This window comes from Streptomyces sp. NPDC015220 (assembly GCF_043079345.1).
Lineage (GTDB): Bacteria > Actinomycetota > Actinomycetes > Streptomycetales > Streptomycetaceae > Streptomyces.
This window is the reverse complement of the sequence record NZ_JBIBUK010000002.1, coordinates 453954-476068: the sequence shown is the minus strand read 5'-3', so window position 1 is coordinate 476068 and position 22115 is coordinate 453954. Positions and strand designations below refer to the sequence as shown.

Below are 22115 nucleotides of genomic sequence, written 5' to 3'. Positions count from 1 at the left end.
GCTCGGCCGTACGGAAGGGCCGGTACGGGCACTCAGCCCGTGTACGGTTCGGCCTTCAGGATCTTCACCGAGGCCTTCTTGCCGTTCGGCAGCTCGTACTCGGCGTCCTCGCCCACCTTGTGGCCGATCACACCGGAGCCCAGCGGAGACTGCGGCGAGTAGGTCTCGACGTCGGCGCTCGCGTACTCGCGCGAGGCCAGCAGGAAGGTCAGCGTGTCGTCCTCGTCACCGTCGAAGGCGATCGTGACGACCATGCCCGGCGCGACGGCGCCGTCCGTGGAGGCCGGAGCCTCGCCGACCTTGGCGTTCTCGAGGAGCTGGGTCAGCTGGCGCACCCGGAGCTCCTGCTTGCCCTGCTCCTCCTTGGCCGCGTGGTACCCGCCGTTCTCGCGCAGGTCGCCCTCCTCGCGCGCGGCCGCGATCTTGGCGGCGATTTCCGTGCGCGCAGGACCAGTAAGGTACTCAAGCTCGTCCTTGAGCTTGTTGTACGCCTCCTGGGTCAGCCAGGTGACGTTCTCGCTGGTCTGGGTCACAGGTGCTCCTCGTCGGTACTGGGAATACAAAAGCATCGCCCTACCCAGAAGACTGTTCCCTCTTGGATGGGCGAAACCACGAGCCTAACAATTCGTGGGCCGAAGGGGGAGGACATAAGCCATGTAATTCACGTCAACGCAGGTCAGCGTCTACCTATTCCGGAGGACGCCCGCGCGTCAGTCGGTGTGGCAGCCCAGCAGCTCGCCCGTAGTGCCCCGGGACGTCGTGCGCAGCGTGACGACCTTGTCGATCCGCTTGGTCCGCTCGTCGAACCGGAAGTCCGCGCGGCCCACCTCGTCGCCGTCGGCCGCCTGCGAACGCAGGGTGCAGTAACCGCGGGCGTCGGCGTCCTTGTGGACCTCCAGATGGACCTGCACGGCGTTGTCCGAGGTCTGGAACGAGACGACCTGACCGCTGATCTCGCTCTTGGCGACGTAGTGGTAGGCGAAGTAGCCGATCAGCGCCAGCAGGACCGCGCCCAGGACGACACCCGCGATCTTGAGCTTGCGGTCGGCACGCTCGTCCGAGGAGCGGCCGTAGCGGCCCTCGGGCAGCCTGGTGCTCGCCGTACTCATGATCGTCCTCTCGGCAGGGGCGGGACGGGGTCCCGCGGGGGGCTTCCGCAGCCGTACTCCGGAATTATTCGCCTCCCGATTCGGTCACTATAGAAGCCCGCGGCACGCCGCCCGACCGCCACCCCGGAACGAGGATCCACCGGGGCGGCACCCGTTGACCGCTCGCCGACGGCGGGCACCGACTTGACCTTGAGGATTGAGCCTTGACTGACCAGCTGCGACTGATGGCCGTGCACGCGCATCCCGACGACGAGTCGAGCAAGGGCGCGGCCACCATGGCGAAGTACGTGTCCGAGGGGGTGGACGTGCTGGTGGTGACCTGCACGGGCGGAGAGCGCGGCTCCATCCTCAACCCCAAGCTCCAGGGCGACAAGTTCATCGAGGAGAACATCCACGAGGTGCGCCGCAAGGAGATGGACGAGGCCCGGGAGATCCTCGGCGTCAAGCAGGAGTGGCTCGGCTTCGTCGACTCCGGCCTGCCCGAGGGCGACCCGCTGCCGCCGCTGCCCGAGGGCTGTTTCGCCCTCGAGGACGTCGACAAGGCGGCCGGCGAGCTGGTGCGCCAGATCCGCGCCTTCCGTCCCCAGGTGATCACCACCTATGACGAGAACGGCGGCTACCCGCACCCCGACCACATCATGACCCACAAGATCTCGATGGTGGCGTTCGAGGGCGCGGCGGACACCGAGAAGTACCCGGAGGGTGAGTACGGCTCCGCGTACCAGCCGCTGAAGCTGTACTACAACCAGGGCTTCAACCGCCCGCGCACCGAGGCGCTGCACCGGGCCCTGCTGGACCGCGGGCTGGAGTCCCCCTACGGCGAGTGGCTCGAGCGCTGGGAGAAGTCGGGCCACAAGGAGCGCACGCTCACCACGCACGTCCCGTGCGCCGACTTCTTCGAGATCCGGGACAAGGCGCTGATCGCGCACGCCACGCAGATCGACCCCGACGGCGGCTGGTTCCGTGTTCCGATGCAGGTCCAGAAGGAGGTCTGGCCCACGGAGGAGTACGAGCTCGCGAAGTCCCTCGTGGACACCTCGCTCCCCGAGGACGACCTCTTTGCGGGCGTCCGGTAGCCCTGAGGGACAATGCCTGACATGAGCGCAAGCGTGAGCCTGGCAACGACGCACTTGGTCACCCTGGCCGAGTTCGACAAGAACAAGGTCACCCCCGGCGTCCTCGGCTTCGTCGTCTTCGCGGCGATGGCCCTGGCGGTGTGGGCACTGATGAAGTCCATGAGCCGCCACATGGGCAAGGTCGACTTCAAGGAGGCCCCGGACTCGGAGGCGAACACGCCCGGGAAGGGCGCCGCGGGAACGGGCAAGGTCCAGCCCTCCAAGGGCTGACCGGCCCCGCACCCCAGGCCTGGCCCAGCGCCCGCGCCTGCGGCCTGGTGCCGGCGCCCGCACCCGCGGCCTGGCACCAGCACCCGCGGCCTGGCACCAGCACCCGCACCCTGGCACCAGCACCCGCACCCGCACCCTGGCACCAGCACCCGCGGCCTGGCACCAGCACCCGCACCCTGCCGTCGCGCCCGGTGGCGTCACTCCGCGTCCGTGCCCGACGTCCCGGCCGGCGTCCGTACCCTGGCGGCGGTCGGCGGCTCGACGGCGGTCGGCGGCGTGACTCCCGGGTCGGCCGCGGCTGTGTGGACCGGCCGTCCGGCCCGCGGGCTGTGTGGACCGGCCTGGGGCGACCGGCCCGTGGACCGGGTCAGGGGGTGACCGTCCCGTGGTCCGTTCCACGAGCCGCCTGGTCCGCCACCGCCGCCCGTGCCCATGAGCATGAGCGTCCGGACGCGGGCGGACACGGGCGGAGCGGTGGTCCGGTGGTCACGTTCCGTGCCCGCCCGGAGCGGGTGAGGCAGGATGGGGGTATGCCGAACCGACTGGCCCATGAGACGTCCCCGTATCTGCTCCAGCACTCCGACAACCCGGTCGACTGGTGGCCCTGGTCGGGCGGGGCCTTCGAGGAGGCCCGTGAGCGGGACGTGCCGGTGGTGCTGAGCGTCGGCTACAGCAGTTGCCACTGGTGCCATGTCATGGCGCACGAGTCGTTCGAGGACCAGGCCACCGCCGACTACCTCAACGAGCACTTCGTCAGCGTGAAGGTCGACCGTGAGGAGCGGCCCGACGTCGACGCCGTCTACATGGAGGCCGTGCAGGCGGCCACCGGGCAGGGCGGCTGGCCGATGACCGTGTTCCTCACACCCGACGCCGAGCCGTTCTACTTCGGCACGTACTTCCCGCCCGCGCCCCGACACGGCATGCCGTCCTTCCGGCAGGTGCTGGAGGGCGTCCAGCAGGCGTGGGCCACCCGGCGGGAAGAGGTCACCGACGTCGCCGGAAAGATCGTGCGGGACCTGGCCCACCGGGAGATCGGCTACGGCGGCACGCAGACCCCCGGCGAGGAGGAACTCGCGCAGGCGCTGCTCGGGCTGACCCGTGAGTACGATCCGCAGCGCGGCGGATTCGGCGCGGCGCCCAAGTTCCCTCCGTCCATGGTGCTGGAGTTCCTGCTGCGCCACCAGGCCCGCACCGGCTCCGAGGGCGCCCTGCAGATGGCCCGGGACACCTGCGAGCGGATGGCCCGCGGCGGCATCTACGACCAGCTCGGCGGCGGCTTCGCCCGCTACTCCGTCGACCGTGACTGGGTGGTGCCGCACTTCGAGAAGATGCTGTACGACAACGCCCTGCTGTGCCGCGTCTACGCCCATCTGTGGCGCAGCACCGGCTCCGAACTCGCCCGCCGGGTCGCCCTGGAGACCGCCGACTTCATGGTCCGCGAACTGCGCACCGACGAGGGCGGGTTCGCCTCCGCGCTGGACGCGGACAGCGACGACGGCAGTGGACGGCACGTCGAGGGCGCGTACTACGTCTGGACCCCGGACCAGCTGCGCGAGGCCCTCGGCGCCGAGGACGCCGAACTCGCCGCCCAGTACTACGGCGTGACCGAGGAGGGCACCTTCGAGCAGGGCTCGTCCGTTCTCCAACTGCCGCAGCAGGAGGGTGTGTTCGACGCGGAGCGGATCGCCTCCGTCCGGCGCCGCCTGCTCGCCGTGCGATCCGAGCGGCCCGCCCTCGGCCGCGACGACAAGGTCGTCGCCGCCTGGAACGGCCTGGCGATCGCCGCCCTCGCCGAGACCGGGGCCTACTTCGAGCGCCCGGACCTGGTCGAGGCCGCGCTCGGCGCCGCCGACCTCCTGGTGCGCCTGCACATGGACGAGCACGCCGGGCTGTGGCGCACCAGCAAGGACGGTCACGCCGGGGCGAACGCCGGGGTACTGGAGGACTACGCCGACGTCGCCGAGGGCTTCCTCGCGCTGGCGTCCGTCACCGGGGAGGGGGTCTGGCTCGACTTCGCCGGGCTGCTCCTGGACCACGTCCTCACCCGGTTCACCGATCCGGAGTCCGGTGCGCTGTACGACACCGCCGTGGACGCCGAGAAGCTGATCCGCCGGCCGCAGGACCCCACCGACAACGCCACTCCCTCCGGCTGGTCGGCGGCGGCCGGCGCGCTGCTCGGCTACGCCGCCCACACCGGTTCCCAAGCCCACCGCACCGCCGCGGAGAAGGCGCTGGGCGTCGTCCGGGCGCTCGGCCCGCGCGTTCCGCGCTTCGTCGGCTGGGGGCTGTCCGTCGCCGAGGCCGTCCTCGACGGGCCGCGCGAGGTCGCCGTCGTCGCACCGTCGCCCGCCGACGAGACGGCGAGGGCCCTGTACCGCACGGCGCTGCTGAGCTCGGCACCCGGCGCGGTGGTCGCCTACGGCACGCCGGGCGGCGACGAGTTCCCGCTGCTCGCCGACCGGCCCCTGGTGGGCGGTGAGCCGACCGCGTACGTCTGCCGGAACTTCACCTGCGACGCGCCGACGACCGACCCGGAACGGCTGCGCGCGTCGCTGGGCGGGTAGGGGCGGCCGCGGCGGGCGGTACGCGCTCAGCCGCCGCCCGTGCGCATGCTCAGGGCGCGTTCCACGATCGCCTCCAGCTGCTCGTGGTGGGCGCCCTTCCAGTAGGCGCGCCCGCAGTCGGGGCACTGGGCGAAGACGTCGTACGTGCGCCGGGTGCCGTGCTGGAGCCGGCCGGCGACCTCGTCCTTGGTGGCCTCCTTCAGCAGGCCGTTGCAGGCGGTGCAGCGGGTCCAGGGGCGCAGCTCGGGGCGGAAGCGGTCGAGGACGTCGTGGAGCTGGTCGTCGGGGCGGGTGCTGTAGACGAACGCCCCCGCCCACAGCTCGCGGCGGCGCAGCAGGCCCCGGTCGCGGCTGAGCAGCACCCGCTTCTCGGCGGCCGAGCGGGCGGCGAGGGCGGGGTCGCCGATGTCGGTGGACTCGTAGGCGGTGTCGACGCCGAGCAGGCGCAGCCGGCGGGCGAGGGTGCCGAGGTGCACGTCGAGCAGGAACCGCAGCGGGGCGCCGGGGACCTGCTGGGGGCGTTCGACGGCGCGCACCTGCACCGTCTCCGCGGCACGCGGGACGTGGGAGACCGGCACCTCGCGGCCGTCGACCAGCAGCGCGCCGACCTCGGTCAGCGGCACGCCGAGGGATTCCACGACGTGGCCGAGGGTCGAGACGCCGTCGGTGACCACGGGGGTGGCGCCGCGGCGCCGGGTGTGCGGGACGAACAGGCGCAGGCCGGGGGCGAAGTCGACGTGGATCTCGGGACCGTTCACCCGGTCAGGATGGCATGGACGGCCGCTCGTGCCGCGGGGGTTTTCCACGGCCGCCGTGGTTCGGGCGCTCTTCGGGAGGCAGGCCGTGCTCGAGGACGGTGAGGGTGCGGTCGACGAGGTCCGCGAGGTCGTCCCGGTGGCCGTTCTCGGCCCAGAACAGGGTGGTCTCCATCAGGCCGCCGACCAGGGACATGGCCTGGACCCGCACCTCCAGGCTCCCCGGGTCGCGGCCGGTGCGCTCGGCGATGACGGAGCACAGCATGCGGCCGGTGGCCGACATGCCCTCCATCATCCGCGAGCGCACCGCGGGCACCTCGACCATCAGCCGGGTGCGCAGCCGCGACACCTCCAGGTGGTCCTCCACGCCCGTGCCGATGGCCTTGCGCATCACCTGACGGACGGACTTCGGCCACGGCTCGTCGGCGGGCCGGGCCCGCAACTCCGCCACCAGGACCGGGCCGTACTCGTCGGTGAGGACGATGTCCTCCTTGGCCGGGAAGTAGCGGAAGACGGTCGACGGCGACACCTCGGCCCGCTCGGCGATCTGCTCGATCGTGGTGGCGTCGTACCCCTGCTCCTCGACCAGCGCGTACGTCGCCGCGCGGATCGCCTCCCGGGTCTTTATCTTCTTCCGTTCCCTGAGGCCCAGCCGGGGGTGGTCGGCGGGGGGCGTGGTGCGTGCGGCCGTCATGCGGTCATTGTCCGGTATCCGCCCCCGGAGCGGCCAAGGCCGGGGGCTCCGCCCGCCGCCCCGTCTCCCGGAGGCGGCGGCCGGGCGCGCGTCGTGCGCCCTGGTCGCGGCGGGGCGGGCGGCGACCGGCGGGAGCGGCCGCGGGCTCAGGCGGGCCGACGACAGCGGCCACGGCTCGCGGGAGCCGTGGCCGGATGTGGACGGACGGGGGAGGGGCGGGCGCGAATCAGGCGTGCTGGTACGCCACCAGGGAGATCCCCACGTAGTGCACCACGAAGGCGGCCAGCGTGAAGGAGTGGAAGACCTCGTGGAAGCCGAACCAGCGCGGGGAGGGGTTCGGCCGCTTGATGCCGTAGACGACGCCGCCCGCGCTGTAGAGCAGTCCGCCGACGACCACCAGGACCAGGACCGCGATGCCGCCGGTGCGCAGGAAGTCCGGCAGGTAGAAGACCGCCGCCCAGCCCATCGCGAGGTAGCACGGGGTGTAGAGCCAGCGCGGGGCGCCGACCCAGAAGACGCGGAAGGCGATGCCGGCCAGTGCGGCGGCCCAGATGCCCCACAGCAGCCACTGGCCCTTGGCGCCGGGCAGGAGCAGCAGGGTCAGCGGCGTGTACGTGCCCGCGATGATCAGGAAGATGTTCGCGTGGTCGAGGCGGCGCAGCACTCCGCCCATCCGGGGGCCCCAGTTGCCCCGGTGGTAGAGGGCGCTGACGCCGAAGAGCAGGCAGGCGCTGAGGACGTAGATCCCGCAGGCGACGCGCCCGCGCGCGGAGTCGGCGAGCGCGGTGAGCACCAGGCCCGCTATGAGCACGGCCGGGAACATGCCGAGGTGCAGCCAGCCGCGCAGCTTGGGCTTGACCGGATGCGGCAGGGAGAGCGCTGCCGGACCGCGGCCACCGGCCGGCGTGTCCAGGGGCGCGTCGGAGGCGGACGCAGTCATGCGCGCATGGTACCGACGACATCGTAAGTCGTACGTCAGTGCGCACACTCTTGAACAGTGATCGCGTGCGCGGGGCCGAACGCAAAAAGTCCTCCAGCCGAACTCCATGCGGACGCAAAAATCCGCGGTAACCGTGGGGTTCCTCACGTCGCTCACCTGTGATGCCCTCTGGACAGATGGGCACTAAACTCGGATGATCAAATGAGTGCGGTCGGCACCGGATGAGCGGCTACGAAGCATCCGGGTCGCGGCCCCCACGGGGCGACACAGACAAAAATCCCTCATTTAGGAGCAATCGTGGCGCGCGACATCGCGGCTCCCCCCGTCATCCCCACCAACCACCAGGACCTGATCTCGTGGGTCGACGAGATCGCAGAACTGACCCAGCCGGACAACGTGGTCTGGTGTGACGGATCCGAGGCCGAGTACGAGCGACTGTGCGAGGAGCTCGTCCGGAAGGGCACCTTCCGGAAACTCGACCCGATCAAGCGCCCCAACTCCTACTACGCGGCCTCCGACCCGTCCGACGTGGCCCGCGTGGAGGACCGGACGTTCATCTGCTCCCGCGAGGAGCAGGACGCCGGCCCCACCAACCACTGGAAGGCCCCCGCCGAGATGCGGGAGATCTTCCGGGGCACGGACGGAAAGGGCGGCATCTTCCGCGGCTCGATGAAGGGCCGGACGATGTACGTCGTCCCGTTCTGCATGGGCCCGCTCGGCTCGCCGCTGTCCGCGATCGGCGTCGAGATCACCGACTCCGCCTACGTCGCCGTGTCCATGCGCACCATGACCCGCATGGGACGGCCGGTCCTCGACGAACTCGGCGACGACGGCTTCTTCGTCAAGGCCGTGCACACCGTCGGCGCCCCGCTGGAGCAGGGCCAGGAGGACGTCCCCTGGCCGTGCAACTCCACCAAGTACATCTCGCACTTCCCCGAGGACCGCGAGATCTGGTCCTACGGCTCCGGCTACGGCGGCAACGCGCTGCTCGGCAAGAAGTGCTACGCCCTGCGCATCGCCTCCGTCATGGCCCGCGACGAGGGCTGGCTCGCCGAGCACATGCTGATCCTCAAGCTCACCCCGCCCACCGGCGAGTCCAAGTACGTCGCCGCGGCCTTCCCCAGCGCCTGCGGCAAGACCAACCTCGCCATGCTGGAGCCGACGATCTCCGGCTGGACCGTCGAGACCATCGGCGACGACATCGCCTGGATGCGGTTCGGCGAGGACGGCCGGCTCTACGCGATCAACCCCGAGGCCGGCTTCTTCGGCGTCGCGCCCGGCACCGGTGAGCACACCAACGCCAACGCGATGAAGACGCTGTGGGGCAACTCGGTCTTCACCAACGTCGCCCTCACCGACGACAACGACGTCTGGTGGGAGGGCATGACGCAGGAGACCCCGGCCCACCTCACCGACTGGAAGGGCAACTCCTGGACCCCCGAGTCCGGTACGCCCGCCGCCCACCCCAACGCCCGCTTCACCACCCCCGCCGCCCAGTGCCCGATCATCGCGCCGGAGTGGGAGGACCCCAAGGGCGTGCCGATCTCGGCGATCCTGTTCGGCGGCCGCCGGGCCAGCGCGGTGCCGCTGGTGACCGAGTCCTTCGACTGGAACCACGGCGTCTTCCTCGGCGCGAACGTCGCCTCCGAGAAGACCGCCGCGGCCGAGGGCAAGGTCGGCGAGCTGCGCCGCGACCCGTTCGCCATGCTGCCGTTCTGCGGCTACAACATGGGCGACTACATGGGCCACTGGATCGAGGTCGGCAAGGACAAGGACCAGTCGAAGCTGCCGAAGATCTACTACGTCAACTGGTTCCGCAAGAACGACGAGGGCCGGTTCGTCTGGCCCGGCTTCGGCGAGAACAGCCGTGTGCTGAAGTGGATCGTCGAGCGACTGGACGGCCGGGCGGAGGGCGTGGAGACCCCGATCGGCATTCTGCCGGCCAAGGGCGCGCTGGACACCGAGGGCCTGGACCTGCCGGAGTCCGACCTGGAGTTCCTGCTCACGGTCGACAAGGACGTGTGGCGTGAGGAGGCCGCCCTGGTGCCCGAGCACCTCGACACCTTCGGTGACCACACGCCCAAGGAGCTGTGGGACCAGTACCGCGCCCTCGTCGAGCGCCTGGGCTGATTCCCGCCTGAACTCCGCGGCCGGCCGCGACTTGCCCTGACCTGCGACGTCGCTCCGGCCGGCCGCGGCGTCGACCCCAGGAGGCCGGGGGCGCACAACGGCGTGCGCACCTGGCCTCCTCGGCGTGCGCGGGTCACCGGGCGGTCACCCGTCCGGCCCACACGGCCGTATGGCCGGCCCCGCTCCGGGTACTCGGGGACCCTCCCGTTGAAGGAGTGTGATGAGGGCATGGCTGGAGACGGTGACTTCTACAAGCACGACCGCCCGGAGAACCCGGACCTGGCCGAGGACCGTCCGCGCGGCGGTGGTCCCGAGGAGCCGCAGGGCCGGGGCAACTGGCCGGTCTGGATGGTCGTCCTGGTGATCCTGGTCCTGTTCGTGCTGTTCGTTGTGATCTTCGGTTGACGCGAACTCGTCACTGTGCCCGCCGCGCCGGCCGTGCCCGCCGGAGCGGCGGCACACCGCGCCCGCCGCGTCGGCGGGGGTCCGCCACCTCCTCGCGAAGCCGGTGACCAGGCCCGCCCTCCTCGACCACGAGGAACGGCTGCCCGTGCCCGGCGAGGCCGGCGGAGTGCGAGGCCGTCGGAGTTCGGCTTCCGGTCCGCGAGGGGGCACGGCGTCTCGTCGGCGGCGGCGACGCTGTCCGGGACGCGGTGCTCGTGGAGCGCGGCGACTTCGGCGGGAGGGATGCGGCCTGCCGGTCTACCGGCCTGCCGTCCGGCCAGGCGGCCGGACGGCCGCGGTGGGAGCGGTCACGTCTCCTCCCGCCTACGGGGACGGCGGTCGTTCCACCGGCGGGGAGGCAGTCCACGCAGTGCGTGGCGCCCGGTCCGCGCGTCGCTGCGGGTGCACGCGGACCGGGGCCGTACGGGGGCCCTCGCCGTACGCGAGGGCGGGAAGCCCTCGGCGGGTGCGAGGGCCGGGGGCGGGCGCGACGGGCTAGTGGGCGGCGCCGCTCAGCTCCGGGGAGTTCCGGGTCTCGCCCCGCGCGGCGGCGTGCGCGTCCATCCGCTCGGCCGCCAGGATCGCCGCCGTCGTGTCGGCCCGGGACGCGGCGACGACCAGCGCGCGCCCGGCGAGCGCGTGCGCCCGCTCGTGCAGCGCCGGAGCCTCGCCGGTCACCTGGGCGGCCGCCACCGGGACGCGGACGGGCGGGTGGCCGTCGCGCAGCCTGGCCACCTGTCCGGCGAGCCGCTCGGCCGCCGCGTCCAGATCGGCCGAGGACGGGACCAGTGCGCGCAGTTCGTCCGTGACGGCGAGCAGCGCGGCGAGGTGGCCGGCGAGCTGGATGTCCAGCTCCTCCTCGCGGGAACGGTGGGGGAAGTCGGAGGTGGTGCCGGCCATCGTGTGGACCGACTTGGTGCGGATCGGTTCGTACATGGGATGGCCTCCTGTGCCTTGACAGAAGACATCCTAGCTTAGAATCCGTCTAAAGTTGAGTCTGTTCGCGGAGCTGGACCACGACCGTGCCGAGGGCGAGCGTCAGAGCTGTCCGTAGCCGTCCAGGAAGTGACCGATCCGGGTCACCGCGTCGCGCAGGTCCCCGACCGTGGGCAGGGTCACGACCCGGAAGTGGTCCGGTTCGGGCCAGTTGAAGCCCGTGCCCTGGACGACCATGATCTTCTCCCGGCGCAGCAGGTCCAGGACCAACCGCCGGTCGTCCTTGATCTTGAAGACCTTGGGGTCCAGCCGCGGGAAGAGGTACAGCGCCCCCTTGGGGCGTACGCAGGTGACGCCCGGGATCCGGGTGAGCAGTTCGTGGGCGACCTCCATCTGCTCCTTGAGCCGTCCGCCGGGCAGCACCAGGTCGTTGATGGTCTGCCGTCCGCTGAGCGCCGCGACCACGCCGTGCTGTCCCGGCATGTTGGCGCACAGCCGCATGTTCGCCAGGATGGTCAGGCCCTCGATGTAGGAGTCGGCGTGGGCGCGCGGACCGGAGATCGACATCCAGCCGACCCGGTAGCCGGCCACCCGGTACGCCTTGGACATGCCGTTGAACGTCAGGGTCAGCAGGTCCGGCGCGACCGAGGCGGTCGGGGTGTGCGTGGCGCCGTCGTAGAGGATCTTGTCGTAGATCTCGTCGGAGCAGACCAGCAGGTTGTGCCGGCGGGCGATGTCGGTCAGCCCCTTGAGCACGGCCCGGTCGTAGACGGCGCCGGTGGGGTTGTTGGGGTTGATGATGACGATCGCCTTGGTGCGGTCGGTGACCTTGCGCTCCACGTCGGCGAGGTCGGGCATCCAGTCGGACTGCTCGTCGCACCGGTAGTGGACGGCCGTGCCGCCGGAAAGGGAGACGGCGGCGGTCCACAGCGGGTAGTCCGGCGCGGGCACCAGCACCTCGTCGCCGTCGTCCAGCAGCCCCTGCATCGCCATCACGATCAGCTCGGAGACGCCGTTGCCGATGAAGACGTGCTCGACGTCGGTCTCGATGCCGAGGGTCTGGTTGTGCATGACCACCGCGCGGCGGGCGGCCAGCAGGCCCTTGGCGTCACCGTAGCCGTGCGCCGTCGAGACGTTGCGGAGGATGTCCTCGAGGATCTCCGGGGGGCACTCGAAGCCGAACGCGGCCGGGTTGCCGGTGTTCAGCTTCAGGATGCGGTGACCGGCAGCCTCCAGCCGCATCGCCTCCTCGAGCACCGGCCCCCGGATCTCGTAACAGACGTTGGCGAGCTTGGTCGACTGGATCACCTGCATATCCGCGAGCTTACGGCCGGGTAACGCCCGATGGCTCGTGTTTTCCGCCACGTGGGACACGCCGCTCGCGCCGTGTTGACGGCGGCGGCTGTCCCACCGGTCGCTCCGATACCTATGATTTCCGGCCATGTCCATGTCTTCCGACGTTCCCGCTGCCCCCCGTCCGGGTGATGTGCCCCAGGAGCCGCCGAACGTGTACCACCCGCAGGCCCCGGCGGCCCCGGTGTACGAGGGGTACGCCGACCCGGCCGCCGCCCACGGGTGGCAGAGCGCGTACGACGAGACGCGTGAACTGCCTCCGGTGCCGGCCGCCTGCGGGTTCCCGGCGCAGGTCGCGCAGGGGTACGGCGCGGGGCGGGACGGAGGACCCGGCGGGGGATCGGGCGTCGCCGAGGCCGTCGGCGGGGGCGGTGCCGGGCGGCGAGCGCGGCGGTCCCGGGAGCGGCCGGGCGCCCGTCGCTCCCGGCGCGCGGTGGCCGCCGCCGGGGCGGTGGGAGTGGTGTCCCTGGCCGCCGTGATCGCCGGTCTCACCGCCCTGGACTCGTCGGCGGACGGCTCGCGTGGTGAACAGGGGCGTACGGAGCCGACGGCCGGAGTCGCCGACGCGGACACCGACCCGACGGCCGGCGGTGCCACGGCCGCCCCCGTGGCACCCGAGGCACCCGCGGCCCCACGCCGGCCGGCGGCCGGCCCCCCGGGCTCCCCGTCGGCCGTCCCCACCGGCCCGGCGTCCCCCTCCACCGCGCCGAGCACGACCGCCGCCCCGCCCGCGGCCCCGGCCCCGGACAGGACCAGTGCGCGCCCCTCGGCTCCGGCCTCCGCCTCCGCCCCGCAGGCCACCGCTCCCACGCCTGCTCCGAGCGGATCCCCCACGGCCACGGGCGGTCCGGGCGGCTGGGGCCACGGACGGCACGGCGGGGGCGGTCACTGGCACGGCGGGTGACGGCCGGGGGTCGCGGATGACGGCCGGGCGCGGCGGACGGCCCGGACCGCACGGCCGGGCCGGGTGACCGCTTCCCCGGCCGTTCCCGTCGCGTTCTTGTGGGAGCCCCCCGCGCACCATCACAATGCGCATGACAAGACGGGCGACCGGAAGATCTCCGGTCGCTCACGTCTGAAGAGGGGACCCCCACATGAACAAGCCTCTCCTTGCCGCGCTCGCCACCCTGGTGATCACTGGGGCGGGCATGGCACCCGCGGCCGCCGCCACGCAGACCGGCGGTGCGGCGCCCGCGCCCGCGACGAAGACGACCGGTGCGGCCCCCGCGCTCCAGGCCGTCGACTTCGCCGGCACCGTCGCGCTGAGCAACTGCTCCGGTTCGGTCGTCCGCCTGCCGGCCTCCGCGGACTCCGACCCGGCGCTCGTGCTCAGCAACGGCCACTGCCTGGAGACCGGCTTCCCGTCACCCGGCCAGGTCATCGTCAACCAGGCCTCCAGCCGCACCTTCGGCCTGCTCAACTCGGCCGGCACCCGCGTCGCCACGCTGCGCGCGAGCAAGGTCGTCTACTCGACCATGACCGACACCGACGTCACGCTCTACCAGCTCACCAGCACCTACGCCCAGATCAAGAGCTCGTACGGCATCGGCGCGCTGACCCTGAGCGACACCCACCCGGTCGCCGGCACCGCCATCAAGGTGGTCTCCGGGTACTGGAAGCGGATCTACAGCTGCAACATCGACGGCTTCGTCTACCGCCTCAAGGAGGGCGACTGGACCTGGAAGGACTCCGTCCGCTACACCTCCGCCTGCAACACCATCGGCGGCACCTCGGGCTCGCCCGTCGTCGACAACGCCACCGGCAAGGTCGTCGCCGTCAACAACACCGGCAACGAGGACGGCCAGCGCTGCACGGAGAACAACCCGTGCGAGGTCGACGCGAACGGCAACGTCACCGTCCGGCAGGGCATCAACTACGCCGAGGAGACGTACCAGATACCGGCCTGCTTCACCACCGGCAACCGGCTGGACCTGAGCCGGAGCGGCTGCGTCCTGCCCAAGCCGTAACCCGGGGCGCGCGGGGCGGGGCGGGCGGTCACACCGCGGTGCGGCGGACCGACCGCCCCGCCAGCACGTCGGTGCGCCGCCCGTCCTCGATCACGAACCGGCCGTCGATCAGGACGTACGGGATCCCGGTCGGCAGCGCGCGCGGCTGCTCGAAGGTCGAGCCCGGCGCCACCGTGGCCGGGTCGAAGAGGACCAGGTCGGCCCGGTACCCCTCGCGCACGACGCCCCGGTCCGGCAGGCGCAGCCGGGCCGCCGGCCGCCCGGTGAGGTGCGCCACGCACTCCTCCAGCGACAGCACCCCCAACTCCCTTACGTACCGTCCGAGATACTGCGGGAAGGTGCCGTAGGCGCGCGGGTGCGGCTTGGCGCCCTGGAGGATGCCGTCGGAGCCGCCGGTGTGCACCCGGTGGCGCATGATCGTCCGGACGTTCTCCTCGTGGCCCACGTGCTGGAGGATCGTCGTGCCCAGCCGGTCCTCCACCAGCAGCCGGCGGGCGACCGTCCACGGGCTCTCGCCGCGCCGGGCCGCCGACTCCCGGACCGTACGCCCGACGTACTCGCCGAGCCCGGACCCGGTCACCCCGGAGATCTCGATCGTCTCCCACTCCACCGGCACGCCGTGGCAGCCGTCCGAGCCGGTGACCTCCAGGTGGTGGCGGATCCGTTCGGCGGTGGCCGGGTCGGCGAGCCGCTCCAGGATCCGTTCCGGGCCGCCCTCGCTCGCCCAGCTCGGCAGCAGCGCGACCAGGGTGGTGCAGCCGGGGGTGTAGGGGTAGGTGTCGAGGGTGATGTCGGCGCCCGCGGCGAGCGCGTCGTCCAGCAGCGCCAGCAGCTCGGGCGCCCGGCCCTTGTTCGGGCCGAAGTTCATGGTGGCGTGCGCCAGGTGCAGCGGACAGCCGGCCGCACGGGTCAGCGCCACCATCTCCTCGTACGCCCGGAGCGCGCCCGCCCCGTAACTGCGGTGGTGCGGGCAGTAGTAGCCACCGTAGCGGGCCACCACGCGGCACAGTTCGGTGAGTTCGGAGTCCGGCGCGTACATCCCGGGCGTGTAGGTGAGCCCGGAGGACATGCCGACGGCGCCCTGCTCCAGGCCCTCGGCGACCAGCCGCCGCATCCGGTTCAGCTCCCCGGCGGTGGCCGGCCGGTCCTCCCAGCCGACGGCGAGCGCGCGGACCGTGCCCTGCGGGACGAGGTACGCGGCGTTCACCGCGATGCCCTCGTCCAGCCGGTCCAGGTACTCGCCCACCGACCGCCAGGTGAAGTCGATGTCGCCGCCGTCCCCGTTCCAGCCGGTGATCGCCCGGCGCACCTCCGCGAGCGTGCGGTCGTCGACCGGCGCGTACGACAGGCCGTCCTGGCCGATCACCTCCAGGGTGACGCCCTGGGCGGCCTTCGCGCTGTGGTCCGGGTCGCGCAGCAGCGCCAGGTCGCTGTGGGCGTGCATGTCGATGAAACCGGGGGCCAGGACCAGGCCCTCCGCGTCCAGTTGGCGGCGGGCACGGGGACGGGCGCAGCCCGCCGCGGCGGCCTCCTTGACGATCGAGACGATCCGGCCGTCCCGGACCGCCACGTCCGCGCGGTAGGCGGGAGCGCCGGTGCCGTCCACGACGTCCGCGTCCCGGATGACGAGATCGGCGAAGTCGGCGAGCTCGACCGGATCCATGGGTGACTCCTTCTGCCGGTTCCTAGAAGAACGTACGGATGTAGTCGACGACCGTGCCGTCGGCCTCGGCGACCGGGATCAGCGGCCACTTGTCGAAGGACGTGCACGGGTGGGACAGCCCGAGGCCGACCCAGTCGCCGACCCGCAGGTCCGCCTCGGGGCCGGTGCGCAGCCACGCGTGCTGGTCGGACAGCGCGGTGACCGTGACCCCGGTCGCCGGCCGCTCGGCGCCGTCCCGGCGCACCACCTGCGCGAACGGCAGATCCAGGTCGTGGGCCGCGTCCCGCTTGCCCGCGTTGGCGAAGGCCTGGTCCCCGCAGGGCCGGGAGACGACCTGCGCCCACAGCCGGAAGGCGGGCTCCAGGGCGCCCTCCTCGGGGACGCGGTTGAACGGGGTGAGCTCGCGGTAGTGGCCGTCGTCGTGCGAGACGTAGGCGCCCGAGCGCAGCAGCTTCAGCACCGGGAGGGAAAGTTCGGGGATGCCGGCGAAGACGTCGGCCACCGCGTCGAACCAGGCGCTGCCGCCCGCGCTCACCACGATCTCCTCCGCCTCGGCGAACCGTCCCGCCCGGTCGAGGTCCACGGCCAGGCCCACCAGCCGCCGCAGGTAGTCCCGCACCCGTTCCGGGTCCGCCCGCGGGACCTCGCCCTCGTACCCGGCGACGCCGACGAGCCGCAGGGCCGGGGCGGCGGCCACCGCGTCCGCGACCGCGGCGCACTCCGCCTCGGTGCGCGCACCGGTGCGGGCGCCGTCCCCGGCCGCCAGTTCGACCACGACGTCGAGCGGACGCGCGGCGCCGCGCAGCGCCGCGTCCATCAGCTCCACCGCGCGCACCGAGTCGACGTAGCAGACGAGGCGGAAGGAGGCGTCGGCGGCGAGTTCGGCGGCGAACCAGCGCAGCGCGGCCGGGTCCACCACCTCGTTGGCCAGGAAGATCCGCCGGACGCCGAACGCCCGCGCCACCCGCACCTGGTGCGGCACGGCGAGGGTGATGCCCCAGGCGCCGTGCTCGATCTGCCGCTGGAAGAGCTGGGGCGCCATGGAGGTCTTGCCGTGCGGGGCGAAGGCGAGGCCGTGGCGGGCGGCGTACGTCTCCATCAGCCTCAGGTTGTGCTCCAGCCGCTCGGCGGACAGCGCCAGCACGGGCGTGGTGAAGCCGCCGGTGAACAGGTTGCGGCGCTGGGCGGCCAGCTCGCCGACGGTCAGCCCGTCCGCGTCCGGCGGGAGCCCCTTGAAGCGGTGGTCGACGCGTTCCTCGGCCAGGCGGGCGAGCGCCTCGTTGCTCACGGAACCTCCCTGATCTGAGGCGTTGCATATATTGCAACGCTCATTGCATATTTCGCTCACTGCTGTCTAACATCTCGGCCACGCGAGGTCAACGAAACCCCGCCCCCCAGCGCACCGAGGAGCTACGAGCATCGTGACCGCCACCGGACCCTGCAATGACACCGGCGTCGTGGACGTCGTGGCGCTCGGCGAGTCCATGGTCACCTTCCTGCCCACCCGCCCCGGCCGCCTCGCCGACGTACCGTCCTTCGTCCGCGGCATCGGCGGCGCCGAGTCCAACGTGCTCTGCGTGCTCGCCGCCGCCGGACACTCCACGCGCTGGGTGAGCCGGGTCGGCGCGGACGGCTTCGGCGACCACCTGGTCGGGGCGATCGCGTCCTACGGCGTCGACGTGAGCGCCGTACGGCGCGACCCCGCCCGGCCCACCGGCATCTACTTCCGCACCGCCGGCGACCGGGCCACCGACGCCCACGAGGTGGCGTACTACCGGGCCGGCTCGGCGGCCTCCGCCATGGCCGTCGGCAACGTCGACGCCGCCGCGCTGCACGCCGGGCGCGTACTGCACCTGTCGGGCATCACGGCGGCGCTCTCCGCCGACTGCCTGGAGCTGATGCGCGAGCTGACCGCGCCGCGCCCCGGACGCCCGCTGGTCTCCTTCGACGTCAACTTCCGGCCCGCGCTGTGGCGGGACGCCGACGGAGCGCGCGTGCTGCTGGAACTCGCGCGGCGCGCCGACCTCGTGTTCGTCGGCGAGGACGAGGCCCGCGAGGCGTGGGGCCTGGACGGCGGCCGGGCCATCAGGCAGGCGCTGCCCGAGCCGGCGACCGTCGTCGTCAAGCAGGGGCCGGAGGGCGCGACCGCCTTCGAGCGGAACACCGAGGACCCGGCGGACGGCGACGGCCGCGCCACGCCGGTCCGGGCCCCCGAGGTCGACGTCGTCGCCCATGTCGGCGCCGGCGACGCCTTCGCCGCCGGCTTCCTCTCCGCCACCCTGCGCGGCCTGCCCGTCCGCGACCGGCTCCGGCACGGCCACCTCATGGCCGCCGCCGCGCTCACCGTCCCGGGCGACCTCGCCGCACCGCCCGTCCGCCGCCAGGCCACCGCCCCCGAAGGCGAGACCTCGCCGCGCCCCTCCTGGATCGGCCACGCCGACCGGCTCGCCGCCCTCGGCGAGGCGGAGTGGGGGACACTTCGACTCGGCCCCGGCTGGACGCGCACCGCCCAGGGGGCCGAGGAGGAGGAACCCACGCCATGAGCCAGACCGTCGACCGCGCGCTGAGCATCCTGCCGCTGCTCGCGGAGGGACCCGCCGACCTCGGACGGGTCGCCGACCGCCTCGGCGTCCACAAGTCCACCGCGCTGCGCCTGCTGCGCACCCTCCACGAGCACGGCCTGGTCTACCGCCAGTCCGACCAGCGCTACCGCCTCGGCGCCCGCCTCTTCGCCCTCGCCCAGGAGGCGATGGAGAACCTCGACATCCGCGAGATCGCCCACCCGCACCTGGCACGGCTGAACGAGAACTGCGGCCACACCGTCCACCTCGCCGTCCACGAGGAGGGCGAGGTGCTCTACATCGACAAGGTGGAGAGCCGCTATCCGGTGCGCATGTACTCCCGGATCGGCAAGCCGGTCGCCATCACCGTCGCCGCCGTGGCCAAACTGCTGCTCGCCGATCTGCCCGAGGCCGAGCGGCGCGCGGTCGCCGAGAAGCTCGAGTACCCCATGTACACGGCCCGTTCCACAGCCGGCCCCGCCGCCTTCCTGAAGGAGTTGGCGACCGTGCGCGAACAGGGCTGGGCCACCGACCTCGGTGGCCACGAGGAGTCCATCAACTGCGTCGCCGCGCCCATCCGCGGCGCCGACGGCCGGGTGGTCGCCGCGATGTCGGTCTCCGCGCCGAACGTCGTCGTCACCGCCGACGAACTCCTCACCCTGCTCCCGCTGGTGCGCCGTACCGCGGACGCCATCAGCGGCGAGTACTCCGGGAGAACCCCCGTAGCCACCCCCACGACCACCCCAGACAGGGACACCGAATGACCGAGAAGACCGCGCTCACCCCCAAGACCCACACCGTCCCGCCCGCGAAGTTCTCCCACGGGGTGAAGAAGGGCAACATCCTCCAGGTCGCCGGCCAGGTCGGCTTCCTGCCCGCCGAGGACGGCAAGCCCCCCACGCCCGTCGGCCCCGGCCTGCGAGAGCAGACCCTGCAGACCCTCGCCAACGTCAAGGCGATCCTGGAAGAGGGCGACGCGGGCTGGGACGACGTGATGATGATCCGCGTCTACCTCACCGACGTGGACCACTTCGCCGAGATGAACGACATCTACAACCAGTACTTCGAGGAGCAGGGCCTCACCCAGCCGCCCGCCGCCCGCACGACCGTCTACGTCGGTCTGCCGGCCGGACTCCTCATCGAGATCGACGCCCTCGCCGTACTCGGCTGACGTCCTCCCGCCCTCCACACCCCGCGAAACCGCACGGCACGGCGCCCACCACCCCCTCGGGCGCCGTGCCGCGATCCGGCCTGCCCGAAAGCTCCATGTTCTTACGGTACTCACGCAGAGGACCCCCCTATGTCCCACCCGCTCGCGGCCACCGCCCCGGCCGCGCCACCGCACACCGGCGGACTGCTCCTCCTCGTCGACGGCACCACCGGACTCCTCCTGGTGGCCGGCATCGGCATCGCGCTACTGCTCTTCCTGATCATCAAGGCCAGACTCCAGCCGTTCGTGGCCCTGCTCGCCGTCTCCATAGCCGTCGGCCTGCTGGCCGGCCTGTCGGTCACCGAACTCTTCGGCACCGTCCAGCGCTCGGACGCCGTCTCCACCATCGAGTCCGGCATGGGCGGCATCCTCGGCCATGTCGCCATCATCATCGGCCTGGGCACCATGCTCGGCGCGATCCTCGAGGTGAGCGGCGGCGCGGAGGTGCTGGCGAGCCGTCTGCTCGGCCTGTTCGGCGAGCGGCGGGCGCCCTTGGCCATGGGCCTGACCGGCCTGATCTTCGGCATCCCGGTCTTCTTCGACGTGGGCATCTTCGTGCTCGCGCCCCTCGTCTACGCCGCCGCCAAGCGCGGCGGCAAGTCGATCGTCCTGTACTGCCTGCCGCTGCTGGCGGGCCTGTCCATGACGCACGCCTTCCTGCCGCCGCACCCGGGCCCGGTGGCCGCCGCCGGCCTGCTGCACGTGCAGCTCGGCTGGATCATCCTCATGGGCGTGGTGTGCGGCGTCCCGGCGGTGCTGGCGGCCTGGGCGTACGCCGCGTGGATCGGCAGGCGGATCTTCGTCGAGGTGCCGCAGGACATGGTCGAGGCGGCGGCCGAGGCCAAGCGCGCGGTGCTGGAGGAGCAGCGGGCCTCGGGCGTGCGGCCGCGGGAGACGCCGGTGGCGCTCGGCACGGTCCTGGGCATCATCGGCACGCCGCTGCTGCTGATCCTGGCGGCCACCTTCTCCTCCATCGCGCTGGACCCCTCCACCGGCCGCTCGGTGATCGAATTCTTCGGCCACCCGTTCGTCGCACTGACGATCGCGCTGCTGCTGGCGTACTACCTGCTGGGCATCCGCCGGGGCTGGTCCCGCAAGTCGCTGGAGACGGTGTCCACGGCGTCGCTGAAGCCGGTCGGCAACATCCTGCTGGTGGTCGGCGCGGGCGGGGTCTTCGGCGCGGTGCTGAAGGCGAGCGGGGTCGCGCAGGCCCTGTCCGACACGTTCAACGGCGTCGGCCTGCCCGTGATCGTCCTGTCCTACCTGATCTCGCTGGTACTGCGCGTGGCGCAGGGCTCGGCGACGGTGGCGATCGTGACGACGGCGGGCATCGTCGCCCCGCTCCTGTCCGAGGGCCACCACTCCCAGGCATTCGTCGCCCTGGTCATCATGGCGATCTCCGCGGGCTCGATCTTCGCCTCGCACGTCAACGACGGCGGCTTCTGGATGGTGGCGAAGTACTTCGGCATCAGCGAACGGGACACGCTGAAGACCTGGACGGTGCTGGAGAGCGTGCTGTCGCTGGCTGGGTTCGCGGTGGCGGCGGTGGTGAGTCTGTTCGTATAGGCGCCGGACGGGCATTGTAGGCGTCTGATAACGAAGTTGGGGCCGACGGTGCCCGGCACAGGTTCGTCGACCATACTGCCCGCTGTGGAGCAGCGCATAGGTTCGAGCAGCCGGCCCCTGAAGAGCGAGCCCGTGAAGGGGGCCGGGTCCGACCCGGCCTTCATCCCCGGCCTCACCTCGCCCGCGCCGGCCGGTCCGGCGGACGCGGGGCCCAGGACGCCGGTGGCCGGGGAAGCCGCAGCGAGCGGGAGGAGCGGGGCGGAGCCGGCGAGGACGGCCCCGGCCGAGGACGCGGTCCCGGCCGCCGCGCCCGAGCAGGCCACCGGGGACGGGGAGGACGGCGGGGCCCCCGACGGCCCGGTCTTCGAGGCCGCCGACCGCCGCGCCCGCATCGTCGCCGACCACCGGGGCGTACGCCTCGCCCTCGACGACCAGGAATGCGAGTTCCGCTGGGACGAGATCGGCGCGCTGGAGACGGAGACCCCCCGCTTCGGCAAGCGGTTCACGGTCACCGTCCACACCCCCGACCGCCGCTGGTACCCCATCGAGATCGAGGCTCCGGCCCGGTCCCGCTTCAGCGAGTGGGAGACACGGCTGGACGCGGTCCTGGACGCCTACTTCGACGACGGGGCGGACGGCGACGACGGCGTGGACGAGGCGGACGACGCCTCCGCCACCGAGTCTCCGTCCGGCGAGGCCGAGCCGGCCGCCGGGGAAGAGCCGTCTACGGAGAAGTGACCCGGCCGCCGCCGGCCGCGCGAGCGGACCGCACGGCCGCTTGCCCAGGTCGCCCCGCCGCCGGGGGGGGGGGGGGGGGGGGGGGGCCCCCCCGGGGCGCCCCGGGGGGGGGGGGGGGGGGGGGGGGGGGGGGCGCCCG

The 22115-nt window shown here is 72.5% G+C and carries 21 protein-coding genes; 12 read left to right on the top strand and 9 right to left on the bottom strand.

Features of this window, described 5'->3' with window-relative positions; all coding sequences use genetic code 11:
• Positions 1–32: 32 nt before the first annotated feature.
• Both greA and ACF061_RS06990 read right to left on the bottom strand, forming a co-directional pair.
• The gene (gene greA / locus ACF061_RS06995; protein ID WP_392265773.1) at positions 33–533 is read right to left on the bottom strand and encodes a transcription elongation factor GreA; all 501 of its coding nucleotides are present in this window, start codon (positions 531–533) and stop codon (positions 33–35) included.
• A gap of 177 nt (positions 534–710) precedes the next feature.
• On the bottom strand, positions 711–1109 hold the full coding sequence (locus ACF061_RS06990) for a DUF4307 domain-containing protein (protein WP_392265772.1): 399 nt from the start codon (positions 1107–1109) through the stop codon (positions 711–713).
• 224 nt (positions 1110–1333) lie between these two features.
• Between ACF061_RS06990 and mca the strand changes: the two genes are divergently transcribed.
• The 3 genes from mca (at position 1334) to ACF061_RS06975 (ending at position 5019) form a co-directional block, all read left to right on the top strand.
• Positions 1334–2185: a mycothiol conjugate amidase Mca gene (gene mca / locus ACF061_RS06985; RefSeq protein ID WP_392266168.1), complete on the top strand. Its 852-nt coding sequence runs from the start codon at positions 1334–1336 to the stop codon at positions 2183–2185.
• Between the two features lie 12 nt (positions 2186–2197).
• Positions 2198–2455 (top strand): hypothetical protein, encoded by a 258-nt coding sequence (locus tag ACF061_RS06980; protein WP_392265771.1) that lies wholly within the window; start codon positions 2198–2200, stop codon positions 2453–2455.
• A gap of 530 nt (positions 2456–2985) precedes the next feature.
• Complete coding sequence (locus ACF061_RS06975) at positions 2986–5019, top strand: thioredoxin domain-containing protein (RefSeq protein ID WP_392265770.1); 2034 nt, start codon at positions 2986–2988, stop codon at positions 5017–5019.
• Between the two features lie 26 nt (positions 5020–5045).
• Here the strand turns inward: ACF061_RS06975 and ACF061_RS06970 are convergent, their stop codons facing one another.
• The 3 genes from ACF061_RS06970 to ACF061_RS06960 form a co-directional block, all read right to left on the bottom strand.
• Positions 5046–5777: a Mut7-C RNAse domain-containing protein gene (locus ACF061_RS06970; RefSeq protein WP_392265769.1), complete on the bottom strand. Its 732-nt coding sequence runs from the start codon at positions 5775–5777 to the stop codon at positions 5046–5048.
• A gap of 4 nt (positions 5778–5781) precedes the next feature.
• On the bottom strand, positions 5782–6468 hold the full coding sequence (locus ACF061_RS06965; RefSeq protein ID WP_392265768.1) for a TetR/AcrR family transcriptional regulator: 687 nt from the start codon (positions 6466–6468) through the stop codon (positions 5782–5784).
• A 226-nt stretch (positions 6469–6694) separates the two neighbouring features.
• The gene (locus ACF061_RS06960) at positions 6695–7408 is read right to left on the bottom strand and encodes a hemolysin III family protein (RefSeq protein WP_392265767.1); all 714 of its coding nucleotides are present in this window, start codon (positions 7406–7408) and stop codon (positions 6695–6697) included.
• A 297-nt stretch (positions 7409–7705) separates the two neighbouring features.
• Between ACF061_RS06960 and ACF061_RS06955 the strand changes: the two genes are divergently transcribed.
• On the top strand, positions 7706–9538 hold the full coding sequence (locus ACF061_RS06955) for a phosphoenolpyruvate carboxykinase (GTP) (protein WP_392265766.1): 1833 nt from the start codon (positions 7706–7708) through the stop codon (positions 9536–9538).
• Positions 9539–9766: 228 nt separating this feature from the next.
• Complete coding sequence (locus ACF061_RS06950; RefSeq protein WP_392265765.1) at positions 9767–9943, top strand: hypothetical protein; 177 nt, start codon at positions 9767–9769, stop codon at positions 9941–9943.
• A gap of 534 nt (positions 9944–10477) precedes the next feature.
• Here the strand turns inward: ACF061_RS06950 and ACF061_RS06945 are convergent.
• Positions 10478–10918: a hypothetical protein gene (locus tag ACF061_RS06945; RefSeq protein WP_392265764.1), complete on the bottom strand. Its 441-nt coding sequence runs from the start codon at positions 10916–10918 to the stop codon at positions 10478–10480.
• Between the two features lie 102 nt (positions 10919–11020).
• Positions 11021–12232, bottom strand: coding sequence for a pyridoxal phosphate-dependent aminotransferase (locus ACF061_RS06940; protein ID WP_392265763.1), 1212 nt, complete (start codon positions 12230–12232; stop codon positions 11021–11023).
• A 127-nt stretch (positions 12233–12359) separates the two neighbouring features.
• On the opposite strand from ACF061_RS06940, the gene ACF061_RS06935 reads away from it, so the two are divergent.
• Together ACF061_RS06935 and ACF061_RS06930 are read left to right on the top strand one after the other, a co-directional pair.
• Complete coding sequence (locus ACF061_RS06935) at positions 12360–13175, top strand: hypothetical protein (RefSeq protein ID WP_392265762.1); 816 nt, start codon at positions 12360–12362, stop codon at positions 13173–13175.
• Positions 13176–13365: 190 nt separating this feature from the next.
• Positions 13366–14238, top strand: coding sequence for a serine protease (locus ACF061_RS06930; protein WP_392265761.1), 873 nt, complete (start codon positions 13366–13368; stop codon positions 14236–14238).
• Between the two features lie 28 nt (positions 14239–14266).
• Here ACF061_RS06930 and ACF061_RS06925 read toward each other — a convergent pair whose 3' ends face one another.
• Both ACF061_RS06925 and ACF061_RS06920 read right to left on the bottom strand, forming a co-directional pair.
• A complete protein-coding gene (locus ACF061_RS06925; RefSeq protein ID WP_392265760.1) occupies positions 14267–15901 on the bottom strand; it encodes an amidohydrolase family protein in 1635 nt (544 codons plus the stop codon).
• A 22-nt stretch (positions 15902–15923) separates the two neighbouring features.
• Positions 15924–17189, bottom strand: coding sequence for an amino acid deaminase (locus ACF061_RS06920; RefSeq protein ID WP_392265759.1), 1266 nt, complete (start codon positions 17187–17189; stop codon positions 15924–15926).
• Between the two features lie 133 nt (positions 17190–17322).
• Between ACF061_RS06920 and ACF061_RS06915 the strand changes: the two genes are divergently transcribed.
• The 5 genes from ACF061_RS06915 (at position 17323) to ACF061_RS06895 (ending at position 21976) form a co-directional block, all read left to right on the top strand.
• Positions 17323–18444, top strand: a complete 1122-nt coding sequence (locus ACF061_RS06915; protein WP_392265758.1) for a sugar kinase — start codon at positions 17323–17325, stop codon at positions 18442–18444.
• The gene (locus ACF061_RS06910) at positions 18441–19226 is read left to right on the top strand and encodes an IclR family transcriptional regulator (RefSeq protein WP_392265757.1); all 786 of its coding nucleotides are present in this window, start codon (positions 18441–18443) and stop codon (positions 19224–19226) included. Before ACF061_RS06915 ends, ACF061_RS06910 begins: the two co-directional genes overlap by 4 nt.
• Entirely contained in the window at positions 19223–19633 is a 411-nt protein-coding gene (locus ACF061_RS06905) for a RidA family protein (RefSeq protein WP_392265756.1), read from the top strand. Before ACF061_RS06910 ends, ACF061_RS06905 begins: the two co-directional genes overlap by 4 nt.
• A gap of 129 nt (positions 19634–19762) precedes the next feature.
• Positions 19763–21238: a GntP family permease gene (locus ACF061_RS06900; protein ID WP_392265755.1), complete on the top strand. Its 1476-nt coding sequence runs from the start codon at positions 19763–19765 to the stop codon at positions 21236–21238.
• 84 nt (positions 21239–21322) lie between these two features.
• Positions 21323–21976, top strand: a complete 654-nt coding sequence (locus tag ACF061_RS06895) for a hypothetical protein (RefSeq protein WP_392265754.1) — start codon at positions 21323–21325, stop codon at positions 21974–21976.
• The last annotated feature ends 139 nt before the right edge of the window (positions 21977–22115 follow it).